This is a genomic window from Myxococcales bacterium, from assembly GCA_016703425.1.
Taxonomy (GTDB): Bacteria; Myxococcota_A; Polyangia; order Polyangiales; family Polyangiaceae; genus JADJCA01.
The window spans coordinates 694,368-719,047 of the sequence record JADJCA010000029.1; the positions used below are offsets into that span (position 1 = coordinate 694,368).

21 protein-coding genes are annotated in these 24,680 nt (G+C 68.9%); 14 read left to right on the top strand and 7 right to left on the bottom strand.

Going from position 1 to position 24,680, the window contains the following annotated elements; all coding sequences use genetic code 11:
- The 3 genes from hflX (at nucleotide 1) to IPG50_36430 (ending at nucleotide 3,502) form a co-directional block, all read left to right on the top strand.
- The gene (hflX, locus tag IPG50_36420; GenBank protein ID MBK6697631.1) at nucleotides 1-1,455 is read left to right on the top strand and encodes a GTPase HflX; all 1,455 of its coding nucleotides are present in this window, start codon (nucleotides 1-3) and stop codon (nucleotides 1,453-1,455) included.
- 39 nt (nucleotides 1,456-1,494) lie between these two features.
- Nucleotides 1,495-2,739: an MFS transporter gene (locus IPG50_36425; GenBank protein MBK6697632.1), complete on the top strand. Its 1,245-nt coding sequence runs from the start codon at nucleotides 1,495-1,497 to the stop codon at nucleotides 2,737-2,739.
- A gap of 280 nt (nucleotides 2,740-3,019) precedes the next feature.
- The gene (locus IPG50_36430) at nucleotides 3,020-3,502 is read left to right on the top strand and encodes a hypothetical protein (protein ID MBK6697633.1); all 483 of its coding nucleotides are present in this window, start codon (nucleotides 3,020-3,022) and stop codon (nucleotides 3,500-3,502) included.
- Between the two features lie 12 nt (nucleotides 3,503-3,514).
- Here IPG50_36430 and IPG50_36435 read toward each other — a convergent pair whose 3' ends face one another.
- Nucleotides 3,515-3,766, bottom strand: a complete 252-nt coding sequence (locus tag IPG50_36435; GenBank protein ID MBK6697634.1) for a hypothetical protein — start codon at nucleotides 3,764-3,766, stop codon at nucleotides 3,515-3,517.
- Between the two features lie 254 nt (nucleotides 3,767-4,020).
- Between IPG50_36435 and IPG50_36440 the strand changes: the two genes are divergently transcribed.
- The gene (locus IPG50_36440; GenBank protein MBK6697635.1) at nucleotides 4,021-4,986 is read left to right on the top strand and encodes a carbonic anhydrase; all 966 of its coding nucleotides are present in this window, start codon (nucleotides 4,021-4,023) and stop codon (nucleotides 4,984-4,986) included.
- Between the two features lie 16 nt (nucleotides 4,987-5,002).
- On the opposite strand, the gene IPG50_36445 is transcribed toward IPG50_36440, so the two are convergent.
- Nucleotides 5,003-7,594, bottom strand: a complete 2,592-nt coding sequence (locus IPG50_36445) for an AAA family ATPase (protein MBK6697636.1) — start codon at nucleotides 7,592-7,594, stop codon at nucleotides 5,003-5,005.
- 128 nt (nucleotides 7,595-7,722) lie between these two features.
- On the opposite strand from IPG50_36445, the gene grxC reads away from it, so the two are divergent.
- Nucleotides 7,723-7,992, top strand: a complete 270-nt coding sequence (gene grxC / locus IPG50_36450; GenBank protein ID MBK6697637.1) for a glutaredoxin 3 — start codon at nucleotides 7,723-7,725, stop codon at nucleotides 7,990-7,992.
- 282 nt (nucleotides 7,993-8,274) lie between these two features.
- Here grxC and IPG50_36455 read toward each other — a convergent pair whose 3' ends face one another.
- Nucleotides 8,275-9,474, bottom strand: a complete 1,200-nt coding sequence (locus IPG50_36455) for an aminotransferase class I/II-fold pyridoxal phosphate-dependent enzyme (GenBank protein MBK6697638.1) — start codon at nucleotides 9,472-9,474, stop codon at nucleotides 8,275-8,277.
- Between the two features lie 236 nt (nucleotides 9,475-9,710).
- On the opposite strand from IPG50_36455, the gene IPG50_36460 reads away from it, so the two are divergent.
- On the top strand, nucleotides 9,711-10,895 hold the full coding sequence (locus IPG50_36460) for a hypothetical protein (protein ID MBK6697639.1): 1,185 nt from the start codon (nucleotides 9,711-9,713) through the stop codon (nucleotides 10,893-10,895).
- Nucleotides 10,892-11,692 (top strand): hypothetical protein, encoded by an 801-nt coding sequence (locus IPG50_36465; protein ID MBK6697640.1) that lies wholly within the window; start codon nucleotides 10,892-10,894, stop codon nucleotides 11,690-11,692. The genes IPG50_36460 and IPG50_36465 overlap by 4 nt, the downstream gene beginning before the upstream one ends.
- A 61-nt stretch (nucleotides 11,693-11,753) precedes the next feature.
- Here IPG50_36465 and IPG50_36470 read toward each other — a convergent pair whose 3' ends face one another.
- Nucleotides 11,754-13,319, bottom strand: coding sequence for a prolipoprotein diacylglyceryl transferase (locus IPG50_36470; protein ID MBK6697641.1), 1,566 nt, complete (start codon nucleotides 13,317-13,319; stop codon nucleotides 11,754-11,756).
- 112 nt (nucleotides 13,320-13,431) lie between these two features.
- Here IPG50_36470 and IPG50_36475 point away from each other — a divergent pair, with 112 nt between their 5' ends.
- Nucleotides 13,432-14,394, top strand: coding sequence for a hypothetical protein (locus tag IPG50_36475; protein ID MBK6697642.1), 963 nt, complete (start codon nucleotides 13,432-13,434; stop codon nucleotides 14,392-14,394).
- Between the two features lie 250 nt (nucleotides 14,395-14,644).
- On the top strand, nucleotides 14,645-15,748 hold the full coding sequence (locus IPG50_36480; protein ID MBK6697643.1) for a hypothetical protein: 1,104 nt from the start codon (nucleotides 14,645-14,647) through the stop codon (nucleotides 15,746-15,748).
- A gap of 54 nt (nucleotides 15,749-15,802) precedes the next feature.
- Here IPG50_36480 and IPG50_36485 read toward each other — a convergent pair whose 3' ends face one another.
- Nucleotides 15,803-16,078 (bottom strand): hypothetical protein, encoded by a 276-nt coding sequence (locus IPG50_36485; protein MBK6697644.1) that lies wholly within the window; start codon nucleotides 16,076-16,078, stop codon nucleotides 15,803-15,805.
- Between the two features lie 234 nt (nucleotides 16,079-16,312).
- On the opposite strand from IPG50_36485, the gene IPG50_36490 reads away from it, so the two are divergent.
- Complete coding sequence (locus tag IPG50_36490) at nucleotides 16,313-17,461, top strand: hypothetical protein (protein MBK6697645.1); 1,149 nt, start codon at nucleotides 16,313-16,315, stop codon at nucleotides 17,459-17,461.
- Complete coding sequence (locus IPG50_36495; protein MBK6697646.1) at nucleotides 17,458-18,570, top strand: hypothetical protein; 1,113 nt, start codon at nucleotides 17,458-17,460, stop codon at nucleotides 18,568-18,570. The genes IPG50_36490 and IPG50_36495 overlap by 4 nt, the downstream gene beginning before the upstream one ends.
- Here the strand turns inward: IPG50_36495 and IPG50_36500 are convergent.
- The gene (locus IPG50_36500) at nucleotides 18,533-19,804 is read right to left on the bottom strand and encodes a protein kinase (GenBank protein ID MBK6697647.1); all 1,272 of its coding nucleotides are present in this window, start codon (nucleotides 19,802-19,804) and stop codon (nucleotides 18,533-18,535) included. The genes IPG50_36495 and IPG50_36500 overlap by 38 nt on opposite strands.
- A complete protein-coding gene (locus IPG50_36505) occupies nucleotides 19,801-20,811 on the bottom strand; it encodes an aspartate-semialdehyde dehydrogenase (GenBank protein MBK6697648.1) in 1,011 nt (336 codons plus the stop codon). The genes IPG50_36500 and IPG50_36505 overlap by 4 nt, the downstream gene beginning before the upstream one ends.
- Before the next feature lie 144 nt (nucleotides 20,812-20,955).
- Between IPG50_36505 and pdxH the strand changes: the two genes are divergently transcribed.
- The 3 genes from pdxH to IPG50_36520 all read left to right on the top strand — a co-directional run bounded on the left by pdxH (nucleotide 20,956) and on the right by IPG50_36520 (nucleotide 24,647).
- Nucleotides 20,956-21,630: a pyridoxamine 5'-phosphate oxidase gene (gene pdxH, locus IPG50_36510; GenBank protein MBK6697649.1), complete on the top strand. Its 675-nt coding sequence runs from the start codon at nucleotides 20,956-20,958 to the stop codon at nucleotides 21,628-21,630.
- Nucleotides 21,627-24,152, top strand: coding sequence for a hypothetical protein (locus tag IPG50_36515; protein ID MBK6697650.1), 2,526 nt, complete (start codon nucleotides 21,627-21,629; stop codon nucleotides 24,150-24,152). Before pdxH ends, IPG50_36515 begins: the two co-directional genes overlap by 4 nt.
- Before the next feature lie 159 nt (nucleotides 24,153-24,311).
- Nucleotides 24,312-24,647: a hypothetical protein gene (locus tag IPG50_36520; GenBank protein MBK6697651.1), complete on the top strand. Its 336-nt coding sequence runs from the start codon at nucleotides 24,312-24,314 to the stop codon at nucleotides 24,645-24,647.
- The last annotated feature ends 33 nt before the right edge of the window (nucleotides 24,648-24,680 follow it).

Below are 24,680 nucleotides of genomic sequence, written 5' to 3' on the forward strand. Positions count from 1 at the left end.
ATGTCCGAGGCTAAGACTCACGGCGCGAACCGAGGCGCGGACCCGCGCCCGCGCGCGGTGCTCGTGGCGGTGCGGCTGCCCACCGTCACCGAGGCCGAGCTCGACGCCAGCCTGAGGGAGCTCGAGCGTCTCGTGACGACGCTCGGCTTCGAGGTGGTCGGCGAGGTCACCCAGACGCGCGCGCACCTCGCGCCTGCCGCCGTCATCGGCGAGGGCAAGCTCGAGGAGCTCGCGGCGCTGACCGGTGGCACGGGTCACGCCGGCGCAACGGTGCCGCGCAAGAAGGACAAGGCACGGCTTCGGCGCGAGGAAGAGCAGTCGGAAGACCTCGACGACGACGCTCCGTTCGATGAAGACGACGCGACGAGCGCCTCCGCCCTCAGGAGCGACGGCGAGCCCAAGATCGATCTCGTGGCCGTTGACCACGATCTCACCCCGAGCCAAGCGCGGAACCTCGAGCGCGCGACAGGGACCGCGGTGCTCGATCGAACGGGCGTCATCATCGACATCTTTCACCGGCACGCCAAGAGCCGCGAGGCGCGGCTCCAGGTGGAGATCGCGCGACTCTCGTACACGGCGCCTCGCCTTCGTGAGTCGCCTGGTGGCAAAGAGCGTCAGCGCGGGCGCGGCGCCGGCGAAGCGGCGCTTGAGCTTGATCGTCGCAAGGTGCGTGATCGCATCGCCGAGCTCCGTGAGGAGCTTTTGCTGATCCAAAAGGAACAAGGCGTCCGCCGCGCGCACCGCCGCGAGGCGCGGCGCGTAGCGCTCGTCGGGTACACCAACGCTGGCAAGTCGTCGCTGATGCGCGCGCTCACGAGTAGCGAGGTGTACGTCGAAGACAAGCTCTTCGCGACCCTCGACACCACGGTTCGTGCGCTTCACCCGGAGGTCAAGCCCCGCATCTTGGTGAGCGACACCGTCGGCTTCATCAAGAAGCTGCCGCACGATCTCGTCGCCAGCTTCAAGTCAACGCTCGACGAAGCGCTAGAGGCGTCGCTCCTCTTGCACATCGTCGACGCGTCGGACCCCAACTGGGAGAGCCAATACGACGTCACCCGCGAGGTGCTCACCGAGATCGGCGCCGTCGCAGCGTCGCCGTTGCCGGGGGCCGCTAGCGCGCACGAGGTTCCGTCGCGGCTCGTGATGAACAAGGTCGATCGCCTCTCGGCCGACGAGAGGTCGGCCCTCGAGCGGCGCTTCCCCGACGCGTGGTTCATCAGCGCGCACGACGCCAAAGACGTAGCGTCGGTCCACGCGCGCATCGAAGCGTTCTTCGAGTCGCGCTACGAGACCGCTGAGTTGACGGTGCCGTACCACAAGCAGCGCCTCGTCTCCGAGCTTCACGAGAGCGCCCGCGTCGACGACGAGCGCTACGAACAGGAAGGCGTCGTCGTGCGCTTTCGCGCCGACCGACACACCGTCGAGCGCTTTCGGAGCCTGCTCGCCGAAGGGTGAGCCGGTGACGAACGGGAGGGTTTGTTGAGCTCACTTCCTTTGAACGCATCCAAGCCAGCGTCGCGGGGCGCGCAGGCCTTCACCGTGCTCGTGGCTGCGCTCGGGTATTTCGTCGACATCTTCGACCTCTTGGTCTTCAGCGTCGTGCGAAAGCCTAGTCTCATCGACCTTGGTGTGCCCGACGCGGCGCAGCTCGAGGTCGGCACGCGCATCCTCAACTGGCAAATGGCCGGACTCCTCTTGGGCGGCATCCTGTGGGGCGTCCTCGGTGACAAGAGGGGCCGCCTCAGCGTGCTCTTCGGCTCCATCCTGACCTACTCGCTCGCCAACATCGCCAACGCCTACGTCCAGTCCGTCGACGCTTACGCGTGGCTCCGATTCGTCGCAGGCCTCGGACTCGCCGGCGAGCTCGGCGCCGCCATCACCCTCGTCAGCGAAGTCCTACCGAAGGAGCGGCGCGGCTACGGCACTGCGATCGTCGCGGGGGTGGGCGTCGCCGGCGCCGTGGTGGCGGGGCTCGTTGGCGACAAGATGCACTGGCGCACGGCCTACCTCGTGGGTGGCGGGCTGGGCCTTCTGCTCTTGGTGCTGCGCATCCGCGTATCCGAGTCCACGATGTTCGCCGCCACGCGCGACGGGGCGACGCGCCGCGGCGACCTCCTCTTGCTCTTTTCGTCGTGGCAGCGCGCTTGGCGATACCTCCGCTGCATTCTTGTCGGCATCCCCCTGTGGTTCCTCGTGGGCATCCTCGTGACCTTCTCGCCGGAGTTTGCGAAGACGCTCGGCGTCACGGGCCCCGTGACCGCCGGCAAGGCCGTCGCGGCGGCTTACGCGGGCCTCGTCGTGGGCGACCTCGCGAGCGGCGTCGTGAGCCAGTGGTTGCGAAGCCGTCGCCGCGCCCTCTTTGGCTTCTCTGGCATGAGCTTCGTCTTCGCGGTCGTGTTCCTTCACGCGCGCGGGGTGTCGCCGCGCACGCTCTACGTCATCGTCGCGTTGCTCGGCGTCTTCGCTGGCTATTGGGCGGTCTTCGTCACCGCCGCCGCGGAGCAGTTCGGGACCAACTTGAGGGCCACGGTCACGACCACCGTTCCGAACTTCGTGCGCGGCATGGTGATCCCCATCACGATCGCGTTCCGCGCGATGGCCGGGCCCGCCGACGCGCCGCGTTTGGGCATCGTGAACTCGGCCTTGGTCATTGCCGTCGTGCTCTTCGTCATCGGCTTTTGGGGCATCGCCGTGAGCGAAGAGACCTTCGGTCGGGACCTCGACTTCAACGAAGAGTGACACGCGGGCACCCTTGGGGGCACGGGCCCGGATCGCTTGTGTGATGGCAGCGGGCATCGCTCGAGCCGCGTCTCTCTGCTGCGTGCGGAAAGTTGCGTTCGAACGTGGCCCCCGCGTTCCTCGAAGGCAAACGTGCAGCGTGAGCGTTCGGCGCGCGGCGTGCTTCGTCGACATCGTGCCCCTTCGCACTCGTCGAACCCGTCCTACAGCCCTCGCGTTTTGCGCGACCACGCTGGCGTTCGCCGTCGGCGTCGCGTGCCAGCTCCCAGCCGGCGAGCCCATGCGGAGTCCGGCCCCCGAGCCCAGCACCAGCGCCGTCGCGTCGCCCGTCGACGCGGGCGTTCGCGAGGCCGCAGCGCCGAGCGGCGGTCGCGAGAGTGGCCTTTGCAGCCTGACCGACGAGGGCGTGACGTTCACGCCCGCAAGCTGCCAAACGTGCATGCAGTCGAGCTGTTGCGACGAGACGCTGGCCTGCTTTGTCGGCAACGCCGCGTGTGCCACTCTCTACAGTTGCATCAACGCCTGCCCAAGCCGCGGCCTCGGTCCCGGTTCGGGCACCGGCGGTGGTGCTGGTGACGGCGGCGGTGGCGGTGGCGGTGGCGGCGGGGATGCAGCCGTTGGCGACGCTGGCGATGGCGGCGCCTCGGACGGTGGCGGCGACCCATGCGTGAGTCAGTGCGAGGCCGCCGCGCTCGCCGAGGTCGCGTCGGCGCGGGCGTACATCAAGTGTTACGCGAGCCGTTGCGCTGCACAGTGCAAGTAATCCAGCATCAAGTCAGCGTTGCGACGGCACGCCGCTGAGCAAGGTCTCGTGCGTCGTCGTGCCGGCGACGCGCTGCACCTGCGACGACGGAGCGTCGCGGCCGGCGCGCATGCGCGCCAAGAGGTCGCCTTGCGCGTCGACGAGCCAATCGTGAAGCCGCGCGTGGCCTTCGCGGGAGAGCCCGCGCCCGCACCGCTCGGGGGTCGTGCCGCTCGCGACGGTCGCTTCGAGGTCTTGCGCGGCGCGGTCCATGCTTCGGTGCATGCACCGCGTGTGCCAGCGCGCAGGGCGTGTCGTTTTCGGGCTCGGAGGGGGAGGCACCCCATGGAAGTCGGGACGAACTGTACGAGACCGGCCCTCACGCCCCGCCCGTCCCGTCCGTTCTGCACGAACTGAGCAGCGCGCCGCTCGCGCTCGTAGAGATCGGCGCGCGGGCAACAGCGGCGCGGACGTGCCGCCTTCAGAGTCTCGGCCCCGCGCCGTTCCTTGGGTCGATGGTCAGGCTTCCATGTGTCGCCATGCTCGCGTTGGCGGTCCCGGCATGCTCCCGTGCCCACGCCGATGACGTTCACGGCGGCCACGCAGCGAGCGACGCGGCCCACGGCGCGGCCCACGAGCCGGCGTCGGCGCCGGGCGCGAAAGGCTCGGCCCATGGCCATGCCCCGGCCGCCGCGCACGCCGCGCCTCACGCAGCGAACGCCGCGGACCACGGCGGAGGTCACGGCGGGAGCGGACACGGTGGCTCGCACGGCGGCAGCGCGCACGGCGAGGGCAAGCGAGGCGGCTATGTGGTGCCCTTCACGTGGGACACCTCCGAGGACGAGCCGCTGGCGCGTATGCGCGGCTTCATGCGCGGCGTGGTAGCCGACAACGCTCGCTACGTCGCGGACAAGAAGCCCGACTTCTTTAAGGCCGTCGCCAACGGCCAGAAGCCGCGTGCCACCGTAGTCGCGTGCTCCGACTCGCGGGTCCAGTCGACGGCCTTCGACGCGACGCCGGAGAACGACGTCTTCACGATCCGAAACATCGGCAACCAAATCCTCACCTCGGAGGGCTCGGTCGAATACGGCGTTCACCACCTGAAGACGTCCGTGCTGATGGTGCTCGGTCACGCGGGTTGCGGCGCCGTGAAAGCGTCGCTCGGTGACTTCAGCAAGGAATCGGGCCCCATCTCCCGCGAATTGGCTTCGCTGCAGTTTCCAAAGCCGGCCGCCGGCACGGCGCCGGATGTGGCGCTGACACAGGGCGTCGTCGCCAACGTGCACGCGCAGGTGAGCCTGGCGCTCCTGAAGTTCGGCGAAGAGGTCGAACACGGCGACCTCACGGTGGTCGGCGCCGTCTACGACTTTCGCAACGACCTGGGCCACGGCTTCGGGCGAGTGTCCGTCGTCAACGTGAACGGACAGTCCGACAAGGAGCGCATCGACGCCTTCGTTAGGGCTATGTCCGGCGGCGCCGAGGTCAAGGCGAAGCGAGGCCCGTAGCGCGAGACTCGCTGCCCTAAGGGAGCGCGGGCGTCGCGGCCGCGCTGAAGGTGAACTCCTCCCCGACGAAGTCCACCTTCACGGTGCTCTTCGCTGCGTAGCCCTTCTGCAAGATCGTCTCCGCCAGCGGGTCTTGAATGCAGCGCACGATGGCGCGCCGGAGCGGCCGCGCGCCGAAGACCGGCTCGTAGCCGAGCTCGACGAGTTGAAGCTTGGCCTTCTCCGTCAGATCGAGCGACAGCTCGCGGTCGGCCAAGAGCCGCACGAGCTTCTTCAGCTGAATGTCGACGATGCCTCGAAGGTCGGTCTTCGACAGCGGCCGGAACACGACGACGTCGTCGATGCGGTTCAAGAACTCCGGGCGCAGGAACTTCTTCAGCTCCTCGCGCAGCACGTCGCGCAGCGCGTCGCGACCTTCCTCCGACTCGAACATCTTGGGATCGGTCTCCAAGATGCGCTGCGAGCCGATGTTGCTGGTCATGATGACGACGGTGTTCGAAAAGTCTGCCGTGCGGCCTCGGCCGTCGGTGAGACGTCCGTCGTCAAGGACCTGCAAGAGGAGGTTGAAGACGTCTGTGTGGGCCTTCTCGACCTCGTCAAAGAGGAGGACGCTGTAGGGCCTTCGTCGTACCGCCTCCGTCAAGAAGCCGCCCTGCTCGCTGTCGGCGTAGCCGGGCGGCGAGCCGACGAGGCGCTGCGCCATGTGCTTCTCCATGAACTCGCTCATGTCGAGGCGCGTCATGGCTTGCTCGTCGTCGAACAAGAACTCGGCGAGCGTCTTGGCGAGCTCGGTCTTGCCTACGCCGCTCGGTCCGAGGAACAAGAACGAGCCGATGGGCTTGCCGGGATCGCGAAGGCCGACGCGGCCGCGCCTTACGGCGCGCGAAACGGCCCGCACCGCTTCCGCCTGACCGACGATGCGATGGCTGAGCCGCTCCTCCATCTTGAGCAGCTTGTCGGCCTCGCTCTCGAGCATCTTCGCGACGGGAATGCCGGTCCACTCGCCGAGCACGACGGCCACGTCCTCGGCACCGACGACGTTGTTGCCGAGCGGTGAGCCTTCCTTGTGAACCGCCGCGTCGGCCACGTCGAGGCGCCGCTTCAGGTCCGGCAGGACGACGTGCTCGAGCTCGCCGAGGCGGGCGAACTCCTGCTTTTGCCGGGCCTCTTCGATCTGCGTTTTGACCTTCTCGAACTCGGTGCGAAGCGCAGCCTCGGCGGCAAGGGCTCCGCGTCGCGAGTCGAGCTTTGCGCGCATTTCGATGACCAGCGGCTCGAGCGTCGCCATCTCCTTGTCCATGCGTTCGCGGGACGCGACGCTCATGTCGTCGGTGTCGTCGGCGAGGGCCTGCCGCTGGGCCTTGAGCGAGGCAAGCCGGCGAATCGATTCGTCGATGGCAGCGGGGATCCCTTCGAGCTCGACGCGCTTCCGGCCCGCCGCTTCGTCGAGCAGGTCGAGCGCGCTGTCGGGGAGCGCGCGATCTTGCACGTAGCGCTTGGCGAGGCGAACGGCCGACACGATGGCTGGATCGCCGATTTTCACCCGGTGGTAGGACTCGTAGCGCGGCGTCACGCCGCGGAGCATCTCGATGGCCTGCTCGGGCGACGGCGCTTGCACGGTCATGACCGTGAAGCTGCGAATGAAGCCCCCGTCGCGCTCGGTCATCTTTCGCAATCCGTCAGGCGTTGTCGTCGCGAGCAAACGCACCTCGCCGCGTTCGAGCGCGGGCTTGAGGAGCTCGCCGACGCCGCTTCCGACGGGACCCTGGCCGAGGAGCGCCTCCATCCCGGGGACGTAGAGCACCGCGTCGCGGCGCTTCACGTCGGCGAGCACGCGCTTGATGCGCTCTTCGACCTCGCCGCGCAACTTCGCGCCTGCCAGGAGCGCGCCGACTTCGAGGCGCAGGATGGCGATCTTCGCGAGGCTCGTCGCGACGTCCGCGGCGGCGATGCGCATCGCCAGCGCGCCGACGATGGCGCTCTTGCCGACGCCGGGATCGCCGACGAGCAGCGGATGATTCTTCTGCCGCCGCTCGAGCACTTGCATCAAGCGACGCAGCTCGACGTCGCGACCGATGACCGGGTCGAAGCCGTCTTTGCGGGCGCGCTCGACGAGATCCTCGAGGCCCGACTCGGCGCTCCCAGCGCCGCCCCCCGCGGGAGGCGCGTCGCGGGGGACGCTTCGGAGCGCCGCCATGTGCGGCCGCAGCGAGCCGGGGCCGAGCCCAAAGGCCTGGAGCACGATGGCGGCGTTGCCGCGGATCTCTTGCGAGAGCGCGTTCAAGAGGTGGTCGACCTGGACGGTGCCCCCCGACGCCTCCTTCTCGGCGCGAGCCAAGAGCGACTGCATGGCCTCCGAGAGGTAGGCCTTGCCGCTCTGGGTCTTTTGCAGTCGAGAGAGCGTCGTTTCGGCTTCCGCGGCGACGTCCGTCGGGTTGGCGCCGGCCTTGCGAAACACCTCGGCCACGCCTCGATCGCGATCGATGGCCCGCGACAGCAAGTGAATCGGCTCGACGAGGGCGTGTTTTCGCTCGTCGGCCGAGTCTTGCGCGGCGACCACCAAAGCCCGTGCGTCGGGGGCGAAGCGTTCGAGATGGAGCGTCGTCATGGCGGGTAGCCTACTTTCCCGCATCGCGGACCGGAAGTGCGGCGACACAGTTCGCGCGGCGGTCAGCGCAGGCGGGGCTTTGGCGAGCGGGCTTGGCAACGGACGGACGTGCACTACTCTCTTGGGAGATGATGCCGGTCCGCGTCTACACGACCACGAGCTGCAGCTATTGCGTCATGGCCAAAGCGCTCCTCGCCAAGCGCAGCGTGCCCTACCAAGAGATCGACGTCACCTTCGACGACGCGAAACGCGCCTGGCTTGTCCAGGCCACCAGGCGCCGCACGGTTCCGCAGATCTTCATCGGCGAAACGCCCATCGGCGGCTACGACGAGCTAGCCAAGCTCGACCGTTCAGGACGCCTCGCCGAACTCTTGGGGTCCGCGAGCGAGTCGACGTAGCGCGCTCAGTGGAGCAGCGCCTCCGCGCCCGACAAGACGCTGACGGCGAGCGCCGCGAGCATGCTGAGGAACGCCCAGATGAGGTTTCGCTTCCGAAAAGACCTTCGAGCGTGGGGCGTCATGCTGAGTGTAGGAGCAAGTGGTATGCGAGGCGTCCACGACACGCAAACGTTGGAAATCGCGGAAACATAGGCGACGCAGCGTCCAACCGAGCTGGATCGCCAGATCCGTAATTGGTGTAAAATCACGCCCGGGGCGCAATGGCGGGTGATTCCCGTCGTTCTACGCGAGCGCGGCGACGAGCCGCGGCACATCCGCTTCGGCCACCGAGCAAAGACCGACCCGCAACGCGCCCGCCAGCGGCACCACGTACACGCCTTCTTCGCGCATCCGCTCCGCCTTCTTCTTCGCGTCGTCGTGGAAGACCGTCACGAAAAAACCTCCCTCGTACCGCGGGTAGCGAAGTCCTTTGAGCGCGGCCTCACGATTGAACGCGGCAACGCGCGCGTGAAGCATCGCTTTGAGGCTGTCGCGTTCGCGTGCGCAGGCCGCCCGTGCGTCGCCGTTGGTGAGCAGGTGCGTAATGGCCCGCTGGCCGCCGCGGGTGCAATTCGACCACGTTCCGCGTGACGAATAGCTCAGCGCGTTCTCCACGGCGCCCCGTTCGGCCTTGTCGCCGATGGTCGCGACCAACGCGCCAACGCGGAGGCCATAGTGCGTGAACGTCTTCGAGGCGCTCCACGCAAAGAGCACCGCGGTCTCGCCGAGCAACGGGGCGCACGCGTCCAAGACCGTCGCGAGGCGGCTCTCACCGTAGGCCGCGTAGGCAATGTCGTTGAGTAACGTCACCGGCGCCTTCTTCGCGTGCTGAGCCAAGCACGTCGCCACGGCGGCCCACTCTTCGGGCCTCATCGAATAGCCGGTCGGGTTTTGGCACGGGTCATTCAGGAACAAGAGGGCGCGGCCCTGCTTGGCGAGCTGCGCGGCGAGGGCTCGGTCGAGGGCTTCGACGTCGAAGGCGCCCGAGCCGTTGAACATCGAGAACGTGTCGACGCGTCGCTCCGCTTCGTCGGCGATCGTTTGGTAGGGGCCCCAATAATAGTTCGTCGTGAGGATCGCCTGGCCTGGCTCGAGGAAGTTCGCGAGCGCGTGCCTCAGCGCGCCGCTGCCGCCGGGTGTCGCCACCGCGACCGACTGGGCCCGGTAGCGCGCGTCGCCGGCGAAGAGGTCGTCCATGACCGCCGCGAGAAAGTCTGGGCTCCCGGCGATGGGGGCGTAGGCAGCCCACTCGTCGGCGGGAACGTCGTGCACGGCCTTGGCTGCCGTTGGCATCACGGCGAGTTTGCCATCGTCGTGAAGCAGCGCCCCAACGGTCGCGTTGACGATCGACTCGCCCTTCTTGCGCCGCTCCGTGGCCTCCTTGTTAAGCGCGAAAATCGGGTCGTCGGAGGGGCGGGTCTGATGGGACTGAATGAGGTGCATGTTCGTCTTCGGGTCGCGCGCAACCGGCGGCGACGGAGGGCAAGACTTTTCCCCTAGCGGGTGCGCCAGCGCAAGGGGGACGGCGCCGCTGCCAAGTTGGCAGCGGGCCCCGAAGGGCGCGCTCTGAGCGTGTCAGGTTGACGAGCCGGGCCGCGGTGCACCAGGGTGGGCGACGGCTTAGCGCTGGAAATCCCCACGAAATTGTCGTGGCACGAGCTATGCTCCACAGCCCTTCCATGCGCGCCCGCGCTCTCTTCGCCGCTTTCCTCGTCGTGCTCGCCGCGACCTTCGTCCTGTTCGAAAGGCCGGCGGCTGCCCAGCAGCTTGCCGTCAACCGCGTCACAGGGAATCAGCCGCACGGTTCGCCAGGCACCATCGGCGTCAACCGGCAAGACTGCGTCAACGGCATCAACCTCACCTTCAGCCTCGCCATCACCAACCTTACGGGGACCTTCGATCTCCAGGTATGGGCCGGCGAATCCGGTGCCGATTGCACCGACCTCAACAACCGCAGCGGCACCAACGTCGCGCGCTGCCGCCAAGTGGCACCGTCGCAGCGCACCACGAGCGCCACCTTTCAGATCGACGTCAGCGCGCGCGATCTCGCGGCGAACCTCTCGGGGCCACCGCAGCCGGCGTCCTACGAAGCCGCCACCGTTGCCGCTTGCGACGTTCAGACGACGGAGAGTGCTCGCACGCTGGGCGTCTACTTTCTGCTCATGAACGGGACCAACGTCGTGGCGTCGACGACCTTCAAGGCCACCGGCGCGGCGGCGACCACGGGCACGACGACCACCCAACAAGACGGCGTGGTCGTCGACCTGCTCGGTCCTTCGCCGCCGAGCGACGTGCGTACCGCCACCGGCGACCGCCGCCTGCGTGTCGACTGGACGCCAACCGGCGACCGCGACGTGAAGGGCTACGTCTTCTATTGCCAGCGGGCCTCCGACGCGACGAGCGACGCGGGCACGTCGGCGACCACGACGACGACGACGCGCGAGTGCCCCGACAGCGGCGATCTCGATGGCTCCGTCGACGCGTGCGTCGAGACCACCACGACGGCCGCTGCCGGCGGCGCCTGCGCCGTACCGGAGGTGTCGAAGGCCACCGAATGCGGGCGGCTCATTCAAACGGGCGCAAGCTCTGGCAACACCGACCGCGTCCTCGACAACGACGTCGGATACGCCGTCGCCGTCGCGGCCATCGACGCCTTCGACAACGTCGGCAAGCCGGCGTCGGCGACTCAGTGTGGCGTACCCCAGGCGGTCGCCGATTTCTGGCGCGAATACGGCGCCGCCGGCGGACAGGCGTCTGGCTTCTGCGCCATCGATGGCAGAAGGAGCGGCTCAAACCTCTTCGCCCTCGCGCTCGGTGCAACGTTCGTCCTTTGGGTCGCCCGAGCGCGGCGGAGGCGACCATGAAGCGGACGCGAAGACTTTCGCTGGCCGTCGGCGCCCTCGCGGTGCTCGGCGCCCTGGCGACCAGCGGTTGGTCGAAGCCGGCGGCCGCCCAACGCGGCAGCGATGCTCTCGAGCAGCGCCGCACCGACCCCAGCCGCTACGCGAGTCCGCAGAACTTCGCCCTTGAGCTCCGCGTCGGTCTCTATCGGCCCGACGTGGATTCGGAATTCGGCGGCAAGACGCCCTACGCCAGCGCCTTCGGCGACAAGGGCCGCGCGATGCTCGGTGTTGAGCTCGACTGGCAAGCCTTGCGCGTGCCCGGCGTCTTCAGTTTCGGACCCGGCGTTGGCGTCGCCACGACGTCGGCCACGCGACCGGCGTACACGCAGACCGGGGAGCCGTCGTCGGAGGAGATGACGTTCACCGTGCAGCCGCTCTACGGACTCGGCGTCTTGCGCGTCGACGTCCTCTCTCAAAAGCTCGGGATCCCGCTTTCGCCGTATGCCAAGGCCGGCGTTGCGTATGCGCTTTGGCGCGCCTCGACGAGCGCCGGCACCTCGGAGTTCACGCGGCCCGACGGCTCGGTTGCCAAGGGCCGCGGTGCAAGCTTTGGCGTTCACGGAGCCGTGGGCGTGGCCTTCGACCTAGGCTTCTTCGACAGGGGCTCATCGCAGCGGCTGGATCAGGCGACGGGGATCAATCACTCGTACCTCTTTGCCGAGTGGGCCATCTCCAAGATCGACGGCGGCTTCGGGCAAACGAAGGCCATGCACGTCGGCGACAGCACCTGGAACGCGGGGATGACCTTCGAGTTTTGAGCAACCGACGACGCGAGCCGTCGCGCCGCCGGTCGTGATCGCGATGCGGCCCTCGGCGCCGTCAGGTCTCCTCCGCCTTCGGCGGAGCCTTCATGGGCTCGGTGGCCTCGCGTAGGCCCTCGATGAGTTTCTCCGTGGGCTCGCGGACGGCGATGGGCTCCGTCGGATCGGGGATCCGCATCTCCTCGGTCTTCTCGCCGGGCGTCCTCGTCTCTTCGGTCTTCTCCTGGCTCTCTCTCGCCTTGCGCTTGCCGACGGGAGCGGCGACCTCGGTGCGAACGTCGCCGCGCTCTCCGTCCTCGTCTTCCTCCTCCGCTTCGCGCTCCTTGACGCTCGGGGGCTTGCGCGTGGGCGCGTGCTCCGCCGGCAGGCCGAGGCTCATGGCGACCTGAGGCCGTAGCGCCGCCTCTTGCCACATGCGTGCGTAATACAAGGACACGAGCGCCGCCGTGGTGAGCGCGATGAGCTGGCTCGTCGAGAGTTGCATGGCCACGCTCCCGCCGAACGAGGCCGGCTTGAGCATCGCGTAGGCGATGACCGGAGGGACGAGCGCGAGGACGCGCGCAACGGTGCGCATGCGCGGATCTTCGATGCCGAGGGCGATGCCAAAAATGAACGCCAGTCCAAAGACCAAGAGCGCGAGCGGCACGAGCACGTGCTCACTCATGACGGGGCCGTAGCTGCCGCGCTCCACGTCGTCGCGGATGGTCTCCAAGAGAAAACGCGCAAAGCCGTAGCCAAAGACGAACAAGAAGAAGATTTGGCCGCGAAACTTCTGGTGCCGCCGCTGCGCGAGCAAGAGGACGAGGAGCCCGGCCCCGACGAGCGACTCGTAGATTTGCGTCGGGTGGACCGCCAGCGAGTGGTTGTCGCGAATGAGCCGCGCGCCGAGATCCGTGCCGCGGAACTGCTCGAGGTGCCGCACGTACGCGGGCGCGCCTTCGCCGCCATCGAGCGTTCCCGTGGTCCAGTGGGGGAACGTGCCGAGCTTCTGGAGGAAGGCCGGTGCCGTGTCGCTGAGCCGCTTGCCGAAATCGCAGCCGAAGAGGTAGCAGCCGATGCGCGTGATCAAGAGGCCCGAGGCGAGGCTCGGCACGGCGACGTCGGCCCAAGGCATCAGGCGAAGCCGCTGCGACGCCAAGTAGCCCCAGCTCCCGAGGAAGCCGCCGATGAAACCGCCGTAGGCCACGAGTCCGCCGCGGCGCATGGCGAAGACGTCGGCGAAGGTCTGGAATTCGTCGAGGTTGGTCACGATGTAGAGCACCCGCGAGCCGGCCAACGCGGCGAGCGCCGTGACGACGTAGCAGTTGGCCATGACCTCCTTCGGCAGCCCCTCGCGCTCCGCGAGACCGAGCGTGAGGTACCAGCCGACGATGAGCGACAGGCCGAGCATGACGCCGTACGAGTAGATGGGGAGTTGCGCCGCGGCGAAGGTCTTGTCGCGGAAGACGTAGGCTGCGATGCCGGCCGCGACGGCGACACCAAACCCCCAGAGCGCACCTTCGCGGTTCGCCTTGCGCTGCGCGGCGAGGCCGTAGACGAGCGCGATGGCGACCACCGCGGCGAGGGCCCACCAGTACTGGATGGGCGTCTTCGGAAGGGGGATCCTAAAGAGAATGGGGAACATGGCGATCTCCGGTGGCGCCGGGCGCGGGTGGTGACCCGAGGCGCCGAAACCTGACCGCGTTTGTGGCACAAAATCGCTTCTTCCCCAAGCAACATGGGGTAGGAAGGCCGCCATGACATCGCCGTGTCGCTCGTTTTGGGCCCAAGAGCGCCGTCCCCTGGTCTTGCCGTTGGGCCTCCTGGCGGTCGTTGTGGCCTGCGTGCCGGCGGGAAACGCCCAGCCGTACGACGCCGGCGTCGTCGTCACGGCCCCCGCGACCGTCGCTCCGAAACGCGTCGCGCCGACCTCGCCGCCGCTGACGTCCGTCTTTGAGGACACCTTCGACCGCGCGCCGGCAGCCTTCGATGCGGCCGCCGCCGTCGCTGTCGCCGCACCCAGCGCGGCCGCCAGCAGCGTCGCGAGCCCCGTCGACGCCGGCCGCGAGGGTGGCCGTCCGCCGCCGACACCGTCGTCGCTTCCATCGAGCGTCGCGAGCGGCCCGGCGCCAACGCCTCCCGTAGCGCCGCGCGAGAAGAGCGGGCTCGGCCCCGATTGGCTCGTCGCCCAGGGTGGCGGCAACGCCTGGCGCATCGAGCAAGGTCGCCTCTGCGGGCGCGGAGCGAAGAACAAGGGCGTGTGGCTGAATCGAACGCTTCCCACCAACGCCCGCATCGAGTTCGACGCCATCAGCGATTCGCCGGAAGGCGATCTCAAGGCCGAGGTGTGGGGCGACGGCCAGAGCGGCGCCACCAGCGTCTCGTACACGAACGCCACGAGCTACCTCGTCATCTACGGCGGATGGAAGAACACGTTCCACGTGCTCGCGCGCATCAACGAGCACGGCACCGATCGCAAGGAGATCGGCGTCAAGCCGAGCACCGATGAGTTTCGCGAGCGCGCCGTCTCCCAAGGTCAGGTGTACCGCTTCAAGATCGAGCGAAGCGACGGCAAGACCGTGCGCTGGTGGGTCAACGACGTCGACATGCTCTCCTACGAAGACCCCGAGCCTCTCGTAGGTGCGACGCACGACCACTTCGGCTTCAACAACTGGCAAGTGCGCGTGTGCTTCGACAACGTGAAGGTCACGCCGCTCTAATGTGCTGAGGCAGAACCTCGTCCGCAGAATGGGGCAGCCCGTGCTGCGCGAGGGCCGCGCAGTCCCTCGGTCTTGCCAACGCTCGGCTCGCTCCACAGTCGATCTCGACGCCGAATCCTTGATTCACCACCCTGGCGGGCCGGCGGCCATCGGCCGTCCGGCGAACGATTTTACACGCGGGGGCGAACGGGGGCCGGACGGCTCGAGAGAGCCTCTCGACGCCGGGGCCGTTGCGGTAGGATGAGGGCGCGTGCAGACGGCCGAGATCGAAGAGCACATCACGGAGCTCGAGAGCCGCGTCGATCGCTTGCGTGCGCTCTACGAGCAGTACTTCATGGGGATCGAAAAGATCGAACCTCAGGTGGCGCGCAAGGACGTTGAACGCCGCGTGCAGGTGCTCCGGCGCGAGCAGATCAGGAACACGGCGCAGCGCTTCCGCTTCCAGATGATCCTCCAGCGGTACAACACGTTCCAGACGTACTGGCTCCGAACGTGTCGCGAGATCGAGGAGGGCACGTACAAGCGTCACGTGATGCACGCTCGCGCCAAGTTCGGTGAGGCGCGCGAGGTGCCCAAGTGGGGACGTCGCCGCACGGCATGGAAGAAGGATGGTGACGAGCAGGCTGCCGCGCCCGGTGAGAAGTCGGCGGAAGCGCCCGAGGACAGCAGCGAAGAGCTCGACCTCGACTCCGCCGAATCGGTGGAGGTGGTCATCGCGCCGGTGCGGACCTCGAAAGGGCCACCGCGACCCCCGCCGCCCCCCCCGATGGGCTCGCTGCGTCCTGCCACGGCGGCGATGGCTGGCGCTGCCCCGGCGGCCCCCGCTCCACCGAAGGCAGCACCGGCGGCCCCCGCACCGCCGCCACGAGGCATCGTGGTCGCGACGCCGGTCGAGTTTCGTCCTGTGGGAGCCGACGCCGCGAAGGATGGCGGCAAAGACGACCGTATGCGCGAGCTGGCGCGTCGGTTGTCGGCGAAGTCTACCGAAGGTGGCCAACCGCCCTCGGCCCCGCGCGTGGCCGCGGCTGCCCCCGCGTCGCCTGGTGCGCCTCCTGCAGCAAAGGCTGCGCCACCGCCCGCCAAAGCCGCCCCGGCTCCCGCGAAAGCGGATGCGCCACCGCCCGCCGCGCCCAAGCGTGACCTCTCCGACGAGCGCATGCGTCAGATCTACTCGGAGCTCGTGGAGACCAAGCGCAAGCAAAAGGAATCCACCGCGGCCGTGACGTACGAAGCCATGGTCAAGACGCTGCGTGAATCGTCGGCGAAGCTCCGCGAGAAACACAGCGGCAAGTCCGTCGACTTCGAAGTCACCATCAAAGACGGCAAGACGATCCTGCGCCCCGTCGTCAAGTAGACGCGCCGGCGCAAGTTCCTCAGCGACTTCGCCCCGCCCGAGCTGCGGCGGTCGTCAGTGCGTGATGGAGCGACCTGGAATCGGCGTCAGGCGAGTGCTGCGCGGCGGAGCGTCAACCTCGATGTCATCGCAAAAGAGGATGGCGCAATGGCGGCTCCCGCTCTCCTGCATGCGCGCGCACAACGCGACGAGATCCTCGTCGCAGTCGACGACGCTGCCTTCAACGGGCTGCGCTGTTTTCGAGTCGTACCGGCAATGATCGAGGGCCACCCACCGGCCCTGGTACTGCTTGCTTCCACGGATTTCTGGCCACGTCTGACGACTGCCCATCCTGCTCGGAACCTCTATCCCGTTCGCCACGTCGGCCCCACCTCGCCGCGGCTGTTCGAGTGCTCCTCCCGACGGGATTCCGGGACGAGCGCTTGTTCGTAGAACCGTGCGTATACCGCTCCCGCGCGGTCGGTCAAGAAGGTGCCGAGGGCTCTGTGTTGGCCGTTTTCGTGCCAAGGCGGCGATGCAGCCGATTCTGTTGGCGCTTCCGCCGTTTGGGCGTATCGCGTCGGGGTGAAGCCGCTTGTCGCTCTCTTCCGAATCACCGTCTTGACGGCGGTCGCCGGATCGGCAGCCGTCGCGCATGCGGCGAACCCTGTCGCCGCTGTCGTTGCCGAGCGCGAGCGTTCGCCCAAGGGCCTCGCCGGGGCCACGCGCTTCGCAAAGCTCGAGGTCGGCGCCGACGTCACGACTCGCAAGCTCGGTACGCTGACGCATGCCAGCGACGCCGTCGTGCGAGGCGAACCGCTGCGCGACGGCGTCGGCCTCAAGGCCATCGCCGTCGTCGCCGACGAAGCGCCCGGCAACGCCGACTTCGGAGCGGCGCTCTTTTTGGTAGACGCGCGCGGGTTGGTAGACGCGCGCGGGTCGGCACCACGTCGCCTCGCGACGGGGGTCGTGCACGCGTCGCGGCCCCTCGTCGGCGACGATGGGCTCATCTACGTTCAGCGCGGTGCCGTCGGAGGACCGGCCGTCGCGCCGAGCGCGTCGGGCGATGGGCGCGCCGCAGCGCTGCGCATCGACGCGCTGGAGATCGATGCTGTCGACCCGGACACCGGCGCGATTCGTGTCGTCATGACCTGGAACGGCTACGCAACGCATCTCGCCGGCAGCCTCGGCAGCGACCTCGTCGTCTACCGCGTGGGCCCCGCAGGCGCCGAAATCGTGCGCGTGACGCGCATGACCGGGCGCACCCGCGTCGTCGCGAAGGTGGCTCCCTTCGCTCGCGACTTCACCGTCGACGGCGGGCGTCGGTCCCTCGTCTACGCCAATCGCCATGAGGCGGACCCTTCCACCTGGCTCGTCGAACGCCTCGACCTCGAGACCGGCGCGCGCACCCGCGTCTCGGCCACGAAGCACGACTCGCAGACGCCGTTCGCGGCCGCGGGGACGGTCTTGTCGTCGGCGCCGGAGCGTCGCGGCCTCGCGACCTCCAGCGGTGAGGTGCTCAGCCCGTTTGGCGCCGGCTACACGTACGTGACACACGCGGGCGAGGGCGGTTGGCTCGCGCTCGCGCACGTTCCCGAGGCCGCGCGAGAGCGTCGTCCTCTCGACCAGACCGGGCTCTTCGAGCGCGCGAGCGGTCGATTGATTCCGCTCGGCAGCGCGACGCTTCGCGTCGACGTCATGGGGTTCGTCGCGGCGTCGGGAGCCTTGCGATGAGGGCGACGCGACGGAGCGTTGTGCTCGCCATGGCGGCCGCCGGCGTCTTGTCGGTCTCGGGAGCCAGGGCTTATTGCCCGAGCTACACCAAGGCTGCCGGTTGCGCCGTCGACCCGGTGGCAGGAAAAAATCCCGACGCCGCCACGCTGCGGCTCTTCTTCGACAAGGTCGGGACAGGAACCTTCACGTCCGCGGAGGGGCCGGCGGTGCCGCTTCTCACGCGCGGCTGCGGCCAGCCGAGCGCGGAGACCAAGGCGCCCGCGGAGTTTCCCTGCCACGTGCTCTACGCCATCGCGGAGCAGGAGAGCGACTGGACCCAATTTTGCGTGCCCGAATCGCCGCAAAGCGCCGTCGGATCGCCGGAACGAACCATCGTCTCTTTCGATTGCGGCTTCGGCATTGCGCAGGTCACCTCCGGCATGAGGCAGGGGGAGTCGCCGACCTTCGACCAGAAGCGCGTCGCCTCGGATGCGCTCTACAACATGATCGTCGGCGTCCGCATCCTTCGCGACAAGTGGCAGGCCGTGGAGTGTGTCGGCGATCGCGATCCGGAGGTCGTGGAGCACTGGTACTCGGCGCTCTGGGCGTACAACGGCCTCTCCTACAAGAACAACCCCAACAACCCCGCGCACTCGCCGGGCCGCAACGTCTACGACCCGCAGAACGGCGGCAGCTACCCGTATCAAGAGAAGCTCCTTGGGCTCATGGAGTTTCCCTCCGACGCTCGTTGGGAGTCGATCCTTCCGGCCTATCCGAACCGGGGCGAGATCGGCACGGGGTCGAGCCCGAAGGCCCTGACCGAGCCCAAGTGCGCGACCCCGACGAGTTGCGTGCGAACGCGCACCGTCAACGCGTCGTCCTGCAAACCTCCGGTCCCACCGGTCGCCGACGCGGGGGCACCGCCGCCGGTGACGCCCCCCGAGCCGGCCGCTCCCGACGCGGGCGACGCCGTCCTTCCGGCCGAAGAGGAGGTCCCCGTCGAGACAGGCTGCAGCTGTCATGTCGTCGGCGCTCCCTCGGCGACCGCGTTTCCCGAGCTCCTCCTTGTCGTCGGCGTCGCTGCGTGCTGCGTCAGGGGGAGGCCGCGTCGCCAGCGTCAACGGCGCTGACGCCGCCGCCGCCGAGACCGATCGTGACCGGCGGACCACCCCCCGCGCTCGCGGCGTTGTTCCGCAGGACGAGCATCGAGAGCGCGCCAATCAACATCAACGCAGCACCCGCGAGCAGGCCCATGAAGACGGCGCGTAGGTTTTGGCTGCCGCGCCGCGCTGCGGCCGGCTTCTTCGCGACGGCCTCGAGGGTCGCTTCGAAAGGGGTGGCATCGGCGGCTGCTCGCGCCTCGTCGATGGGCGGAGCGGTGGCCGCGTCGCTGCGGGCCGCGCGCCGAAGCACGTCGTCGAGGAGCGCCAGCTGGCCCTTCGCGTGCTCGGCCACCCAGGCGCCCACCTCGGAGCGAGGGGCCGGGGCGACGCACTGCTCGAGCTCTCGCGCAGCGGCGAGCGCCGACGGCGGGCGTTCTCTTGCTTCTCGCGCCAACATGGAGCGCACCAGCGCGTCGAGCCGCGGCGGGATGCCGCGCCGTCGCGAGCTCGGCGGCGGAGGGACGTCACCGCTCGAGAGAGCCGCTGCTTGCTCCTTGAGGCCGCGGAAGAGTCGCTCACCCGTCAAGAGCTCCCACAAGACGATGCCCGCGCCATAGACGTCGGTAGCCGGTGATACGGGGGCCGCCACGAGCTGCTCTGGAGAGAGGTATCCGGGCTTGCCCACGACCTGACCGGTCTTCGTCACGGGCACAGCGCCGCGTAGCTTCGCGACGCCGAAGTCCGTGAGGTAGGCGGCACCCTGTCGCGAAACGAGAATGTTGTGCGGCGAGACGTCGCGGTGGACGACGTGGAGCGGCGCGCCGTGTTCGTCGACCATCTCGTGGGCCGCGTGGAGCCCTTCGAGCGTGTCACGGACGACGGCAGCGGCGATGGGGAGCGGCACCGTTTTGCGTCGCTCCGTGACGTCGTCCAAGAGCTGCGCAAGCGAGCTCCCGTGCACGTACTCGAGGACGAGAAAGACGGCGCCCGTCTCTTTCTCCTTCATGACGTCGAGGACCGTCACCCCGTTCGGGTGCACCAAGAGCGACGCGACCTTGGCCTCATCGAGGAAGCGCTGCACGAGCGCTTCGTCGGCGGCGAGGTGTTCGTGGAGCACCTTGAGCACGACGGTGCGACCGAAGCCCAGCTCGCCTTGGGCGCGCGCCAAATACACGGTGCCCATGCCGCCGGCGGCGATGCGCGTCAGCAGGCGGTACTTGCCGATGCGCGTCGGGTGTTGGGGCGCCGTGCCTTCTGTCATGCGCGGCGCTTGGCGAGCAGCTCGGCGATCTGCACGGCGTTGAGCGCCGCCCCCTTGCGGAGGTTGTCGGCGACGATCCACATGCACAGGGCGCCAGGGACGGCGAGATCCTCCCGCACGCGACCCACGAAGACGTCGTCGGTCCCGGCGACGTCGCGCGGCTGCGGCGCGTTTCCCGGCGCGTAGGCCGCGTCTACCAGCTTGACGCCGGGCGCCTTGCGGAGCAGCGATTTGGCCTCTTCCGCCGACATGGCCCGCGAGAAGCGGAGCCACACCGACTCCGAGTGACCCGTCACGACGGGCACGCGAACCGTCGTCGGCGAAACGCCGAGCGTCGCGTCGCCCATGATCTTGCGGGTCTCGTTCACCATCTTCCACTCTTCCTCCGAGTAGTCGCCGGCGCCGGCTTTCCAATCGGACAGGAGGTTGCCGGCGAGGGGAGCGGGGAAGACCGTCGCTTCGGGCACGCGCCCCTCGGCGAGCGCGCGCGTCTGCGCGAGGAGATCCTGGACCGCCGCCTGCCCCTTGCCCGAGGCCGCCTGGTAGGTCGACACGACCACGTGCACGAGGCGCGCGGCGTCGTGAAGCGGCTTGAGCGCGACGACCATTTGAATGGTCGAGCAGTTGGGGTTGGCGATGATCCCCTTCGGCCGGCGCTCCGCGGCCTCCGGGTTCACTTCGGGAACGACGAGCGGGCAGCCGTCGTCCATGCGCCACGCGCTCGAATTGTCGATGACGACGGCGCCGGCAGCGGCGGCCATGGGGGCGAACTCCTTGGACACCGACGTGCCCGCGCTGAAGAGCGCGAAGTCGACGCCGGCAAAGGACGTCGGACCGAGCGCTTCGACGACGACCTCTCCGCCGCGAAAGGGAAGGCGCATGCCTTCGCTCTTCTTGCTGGCGAGGGGCAAAAGCTTCGCCACAGGAAAGTTGCGTTGCTCGAGCGTTCGCAACATTTCGCGCCCCACCGCGCCCGTAACCCCAGCGACCGCCACCGTGAACGCCATCGACCGAACCTCCCAATCTCCTGTGTCATACTATGCGAGTTGCCGCCGGCCGACCTTTTCGCCATCGCCGCGGCGTACGACGGCCCTCGCGTGGCGGCGCTTCTATGATTCAGCGTTCGAAGCAAAAACCAAGGTTTTCTCGCCATGAATGAGCGCAAGGCCGACGGCGCGCCCAACGCCAGTGATCTCGCGAGACTGCGCCGCGAATACGACAAGGGTGATCTCTCCGATCATGCGTCCGGCGCCGATCCCGTTGAGCTGTTCCGCAGCTGGCTCGGCGAAGCGCTGCGCGTCGGAGCCCATGAACCCAACGCCATGACCCTCGCCACCATCGGCGAAGACGGTCGGCCGCGGGCTCGTATCGTCCTGCTCAAGAGCGTCGACGAGCACGGCTTCGTCTTCTTCACAAACTACGAGAGCAAGAAGGGCGCAGAGCTCACGGCGAACCCCTTCGCGTCGCTGGTGTTCTTCTGGCCGGAGCTTGAGCGGCAGGTGCGCGTCGAGGGGGCGGTCACCCGAACGAGCGCCGCCGAATCCGACGAATACTTCGCCCTCCGGCCGGAGGGCGCGCAGCTCGGCGCCTGGGCGTCGCGGCAGAGTCGCCCGATCGCCTCCCGGGAGGCGCTCGAGGCGGACCTCGATCTCGTGACGAAACGCTTCGGCGGCGGTGCGATCCCGCGCCCCGACCACTGGGGCGGCTTTCGGCTCGATCCCCACCGAATCGAACTCTGGCACGGGCGGCCGAGTCGCCTCCACGACCGCCTGCTCTTCGAGCGCGACGGGCGCGCCCCGTGGACGGCGACGCGCCTCTCGCCATGATTCGCCCGTCGTTGACCGCCGCGGCGCTCTTCGCCGGTGGCTGCGCCGGTGCCGTGCCCGTCGCGCCGCTCAGCGTCGAGCCGTTGCGGGACGGAGTGGCCGTTGCGGCGGGGGCCAAGGCGCGCGCGGCGCCCCGGCTCTTGCCTGAGATCGCCGCCGCATCGTCGACGTCAGCGGCCTTCGGCAACGAGCCCGGCGGCGGAACGCGGGGCATCGCGAGCGGTGTGCGGTTCGTCACGTACCCCTCGGGGGCCGTCGTCGCGGCGCCGGACCGCTTCGCTCAGGCGCCGAGCGCGACCCTGCCGCTGCCGGCTCGCCTCGGCGGTGGCGTCATCTTTGCGGTCGGTGACACGCTCCACCGCGCCGCCACGTGGACGGCGGCGGCGGAGCCGCTCTTGCGGGGGCCAAGCGTGATCCGCGGCGTTTGGCCAGGCCTCGATCGCGTTTACCTCAGGTTTGCCAGCGGTGGGCTCCTCGCTGTCGACGCGCGCACCGGCGCGCCCCTTGAGCTCGGCGCGCTCCCTGCGTCGCCCGCCGTAACGGCCCTTGCGGCCATCGACGGCTTTCGCGCCGTCGCCATCGCGGACCTCCTCGGCGTTGTGGCCACGACCGACGCCGGCGCGACGTGGCGGCCGCTCGCCGTACCGGCCGATGCGAAGACGCTGCAGCTCGCCGCCGATGCGGTCCTCGTGACCGGTGGCAAAGAGGTCTTCGAGGTTCGTCCCGAAGGGCAAGTCACGCGCGTGCTGTCGCGCGGCGACAAGACGCCTGCCGATGCGTTGCCGCCGACGGCCGAGCGCAGCGACGCCGTGCGCATCTTCGGCTCACCGCCTTTGACGGCCGCTCTCACCGATGGCGTCGCGCTCGCCGACGGTACCGTCCTTGTGGCGAGGGACGGTGCGCTCGGCCGCGTGCGGATCGCCGACGGCGCCGTCGTTGACTTCGCGCGCGATGCCTTCCTCCTTCGCTCGGCGCGCTGTCGAGGCATCGCCCTCGGCGCGCGCGGCGAAGCGGGCTTCGTGTGCGGTGAGCCGGCGGGCCGCACCCATGTGTATCGGTACGCGCCGGCGCGTCACGGTCTCGAGCTGGCGCTCTCCTTCGCCGCTCCGCGTCTCGTGCTCGCCGGCGACAACGGCGCCATCGCCGTGCGTGGCCCCTGCGCATCGTTGGCGCCGGCTCCCAGCAACGTGCCCGGCTCTCCCGCCGAGGAAGTCACCTACTGCGTGCGTGACGCGCAGGGCCGACTGCGTGAGCAGGTGCTCACCAACGCGAACGCGGCCCGCGTCGTGCCGCTCGCCGATGGCACGCTCGCCGTGATCACCGCGCCGCGCGGTGATCTCACCGGCGGCCACTTGACCTTCGCGGGGCCGAGCGGCGCCCGCAGCGTTCCACTGGTCCTCGAGGCTTCCGGCGACGCGCCCAAGCGAGCGCTGTCGAAAGGGACTTGGCTCGAAGGGTTTGAAGAGCGGAGGCCCGGCGTCCTCGGCGGTTGGGTCGAACACGCCGGCACGTGGCTGGGCGTCGAGATCGCGTTCGACGGGCGCGGGCACCATGGCAACTTCATAAGGGACCTCGGCAACGTGACCGTATCGGGCCTCTACGGTCTCGGGTTCGTCGCGGCTCAGCGTGGGTACGAGACGCTCGACGGTGGCATGACGTGGCGCGCCGTCGAGTTGCCCGATCCGGCGGGCCGAAAGTCGCCGTCTCCGCGCGGCTGCAGCGCCGTGGGGTGCGCGCTCGACGGATGGCTCCGCGTCGGTTGGGGCGAACCGCCCGCCGCGCCGCGGCCGCCGGCCCACGTCGCCTCCGTCGCGACGTCGCCGCCGGCGCCGGTCCTCGATCTCGCGTGCGACGTCGTTTCGCAACGCGCCGTGCCGCTCCGCGCACCGCCTCGCCAAGCGCGGCGCGTGACGCCGACGGGGACCTTGTCCACGTTCGGTCGCGGGGAGTTTACACCCTTCTATTCGACGCCGGCGCCGGCGCTGGCGTCGGACGAGGTGGGGACGGCGATGGACAGCCTCGAACTCTCGGACCACTCGCGGCACGGCCTCGTGGCGCGGGGCTACGTCTGGGGCAAGAAGGGCATCGAGTGGGACACGTCGAGCCACTGGGTGATTCGGTGGACGACGCCCTTCGCGAGCTCGCGGGAGATCTTCGCCGCCGCGTCTTCGAAGCCGCCGCCAGTCATCGTCGACGCCACACGATTCGTCGCGTCACCGGGACCGATGCGGAGCATGGGGAGCATGGCGCTCGCCGTTGGCGACGATCCACGAAGCGCGCTGCTCATCGCGAGTCGAGCGATGCCGCCGGAGAGCGTCATGGTGACGCTTGAAGACGGCCAAGCGCCCACGGAGATTCGTCGCGCCGACGGCGAAGCGTTTGGGCGCATTGAAGCGGCGCTCCGCCACGAGGGGCGGTGGTTCGCCCTCACCGAGTCAACCGAGCCCGCAGCTCCTTCCGTCATCCTGTGGCAGATCGAGGGGGCCGTGACGCGCGAGGTGATTCGCCTCCCACGCGCATGATCGGAGGGCACGTCGCGGCCCACTGCCTCGCTACGGCTGGCACACCGCGACGCCGAGGGGCTCGTTGGCATCGTCGTCGAGGACGTTGCGGGACCGACCACGCATAGCGCATCTCGCTTCGTCGCCGCGATCGATCCGCAGGCCGGTCGGCTCATCAGCGTGGAAGCGCTCGGGAGCACCGATTGGGGCGGCAAGCCGCTCGTCGCTTGCAGCGGCGACGACGGCGGGTGGGCCGTGGATCTCCCACTCGCGGGCGCGCAGGTGAGGGCCACCGTTCTCGGGAAGATCGTGCCGCTCCGCGCGGCCTATGGGCGCGTCCGTTTCGCGGCGAACCGCGCGTGCGTCGAGCGGATGACGGGAATCTACGAAGGCGGAAGCGAAGACGGCTTGCGCGGCTCGGGGACAGCGAGCGCGACGCGCTCGCTGCAGGTCGGGCTCCTCATCGGTTCGGAGCGGCAGACCTTGCGATGCGGCCGGGCCGAGAGAAAGCCATAGAGCGCATTCCACGAACCTTGCGGTTCTTCGGCA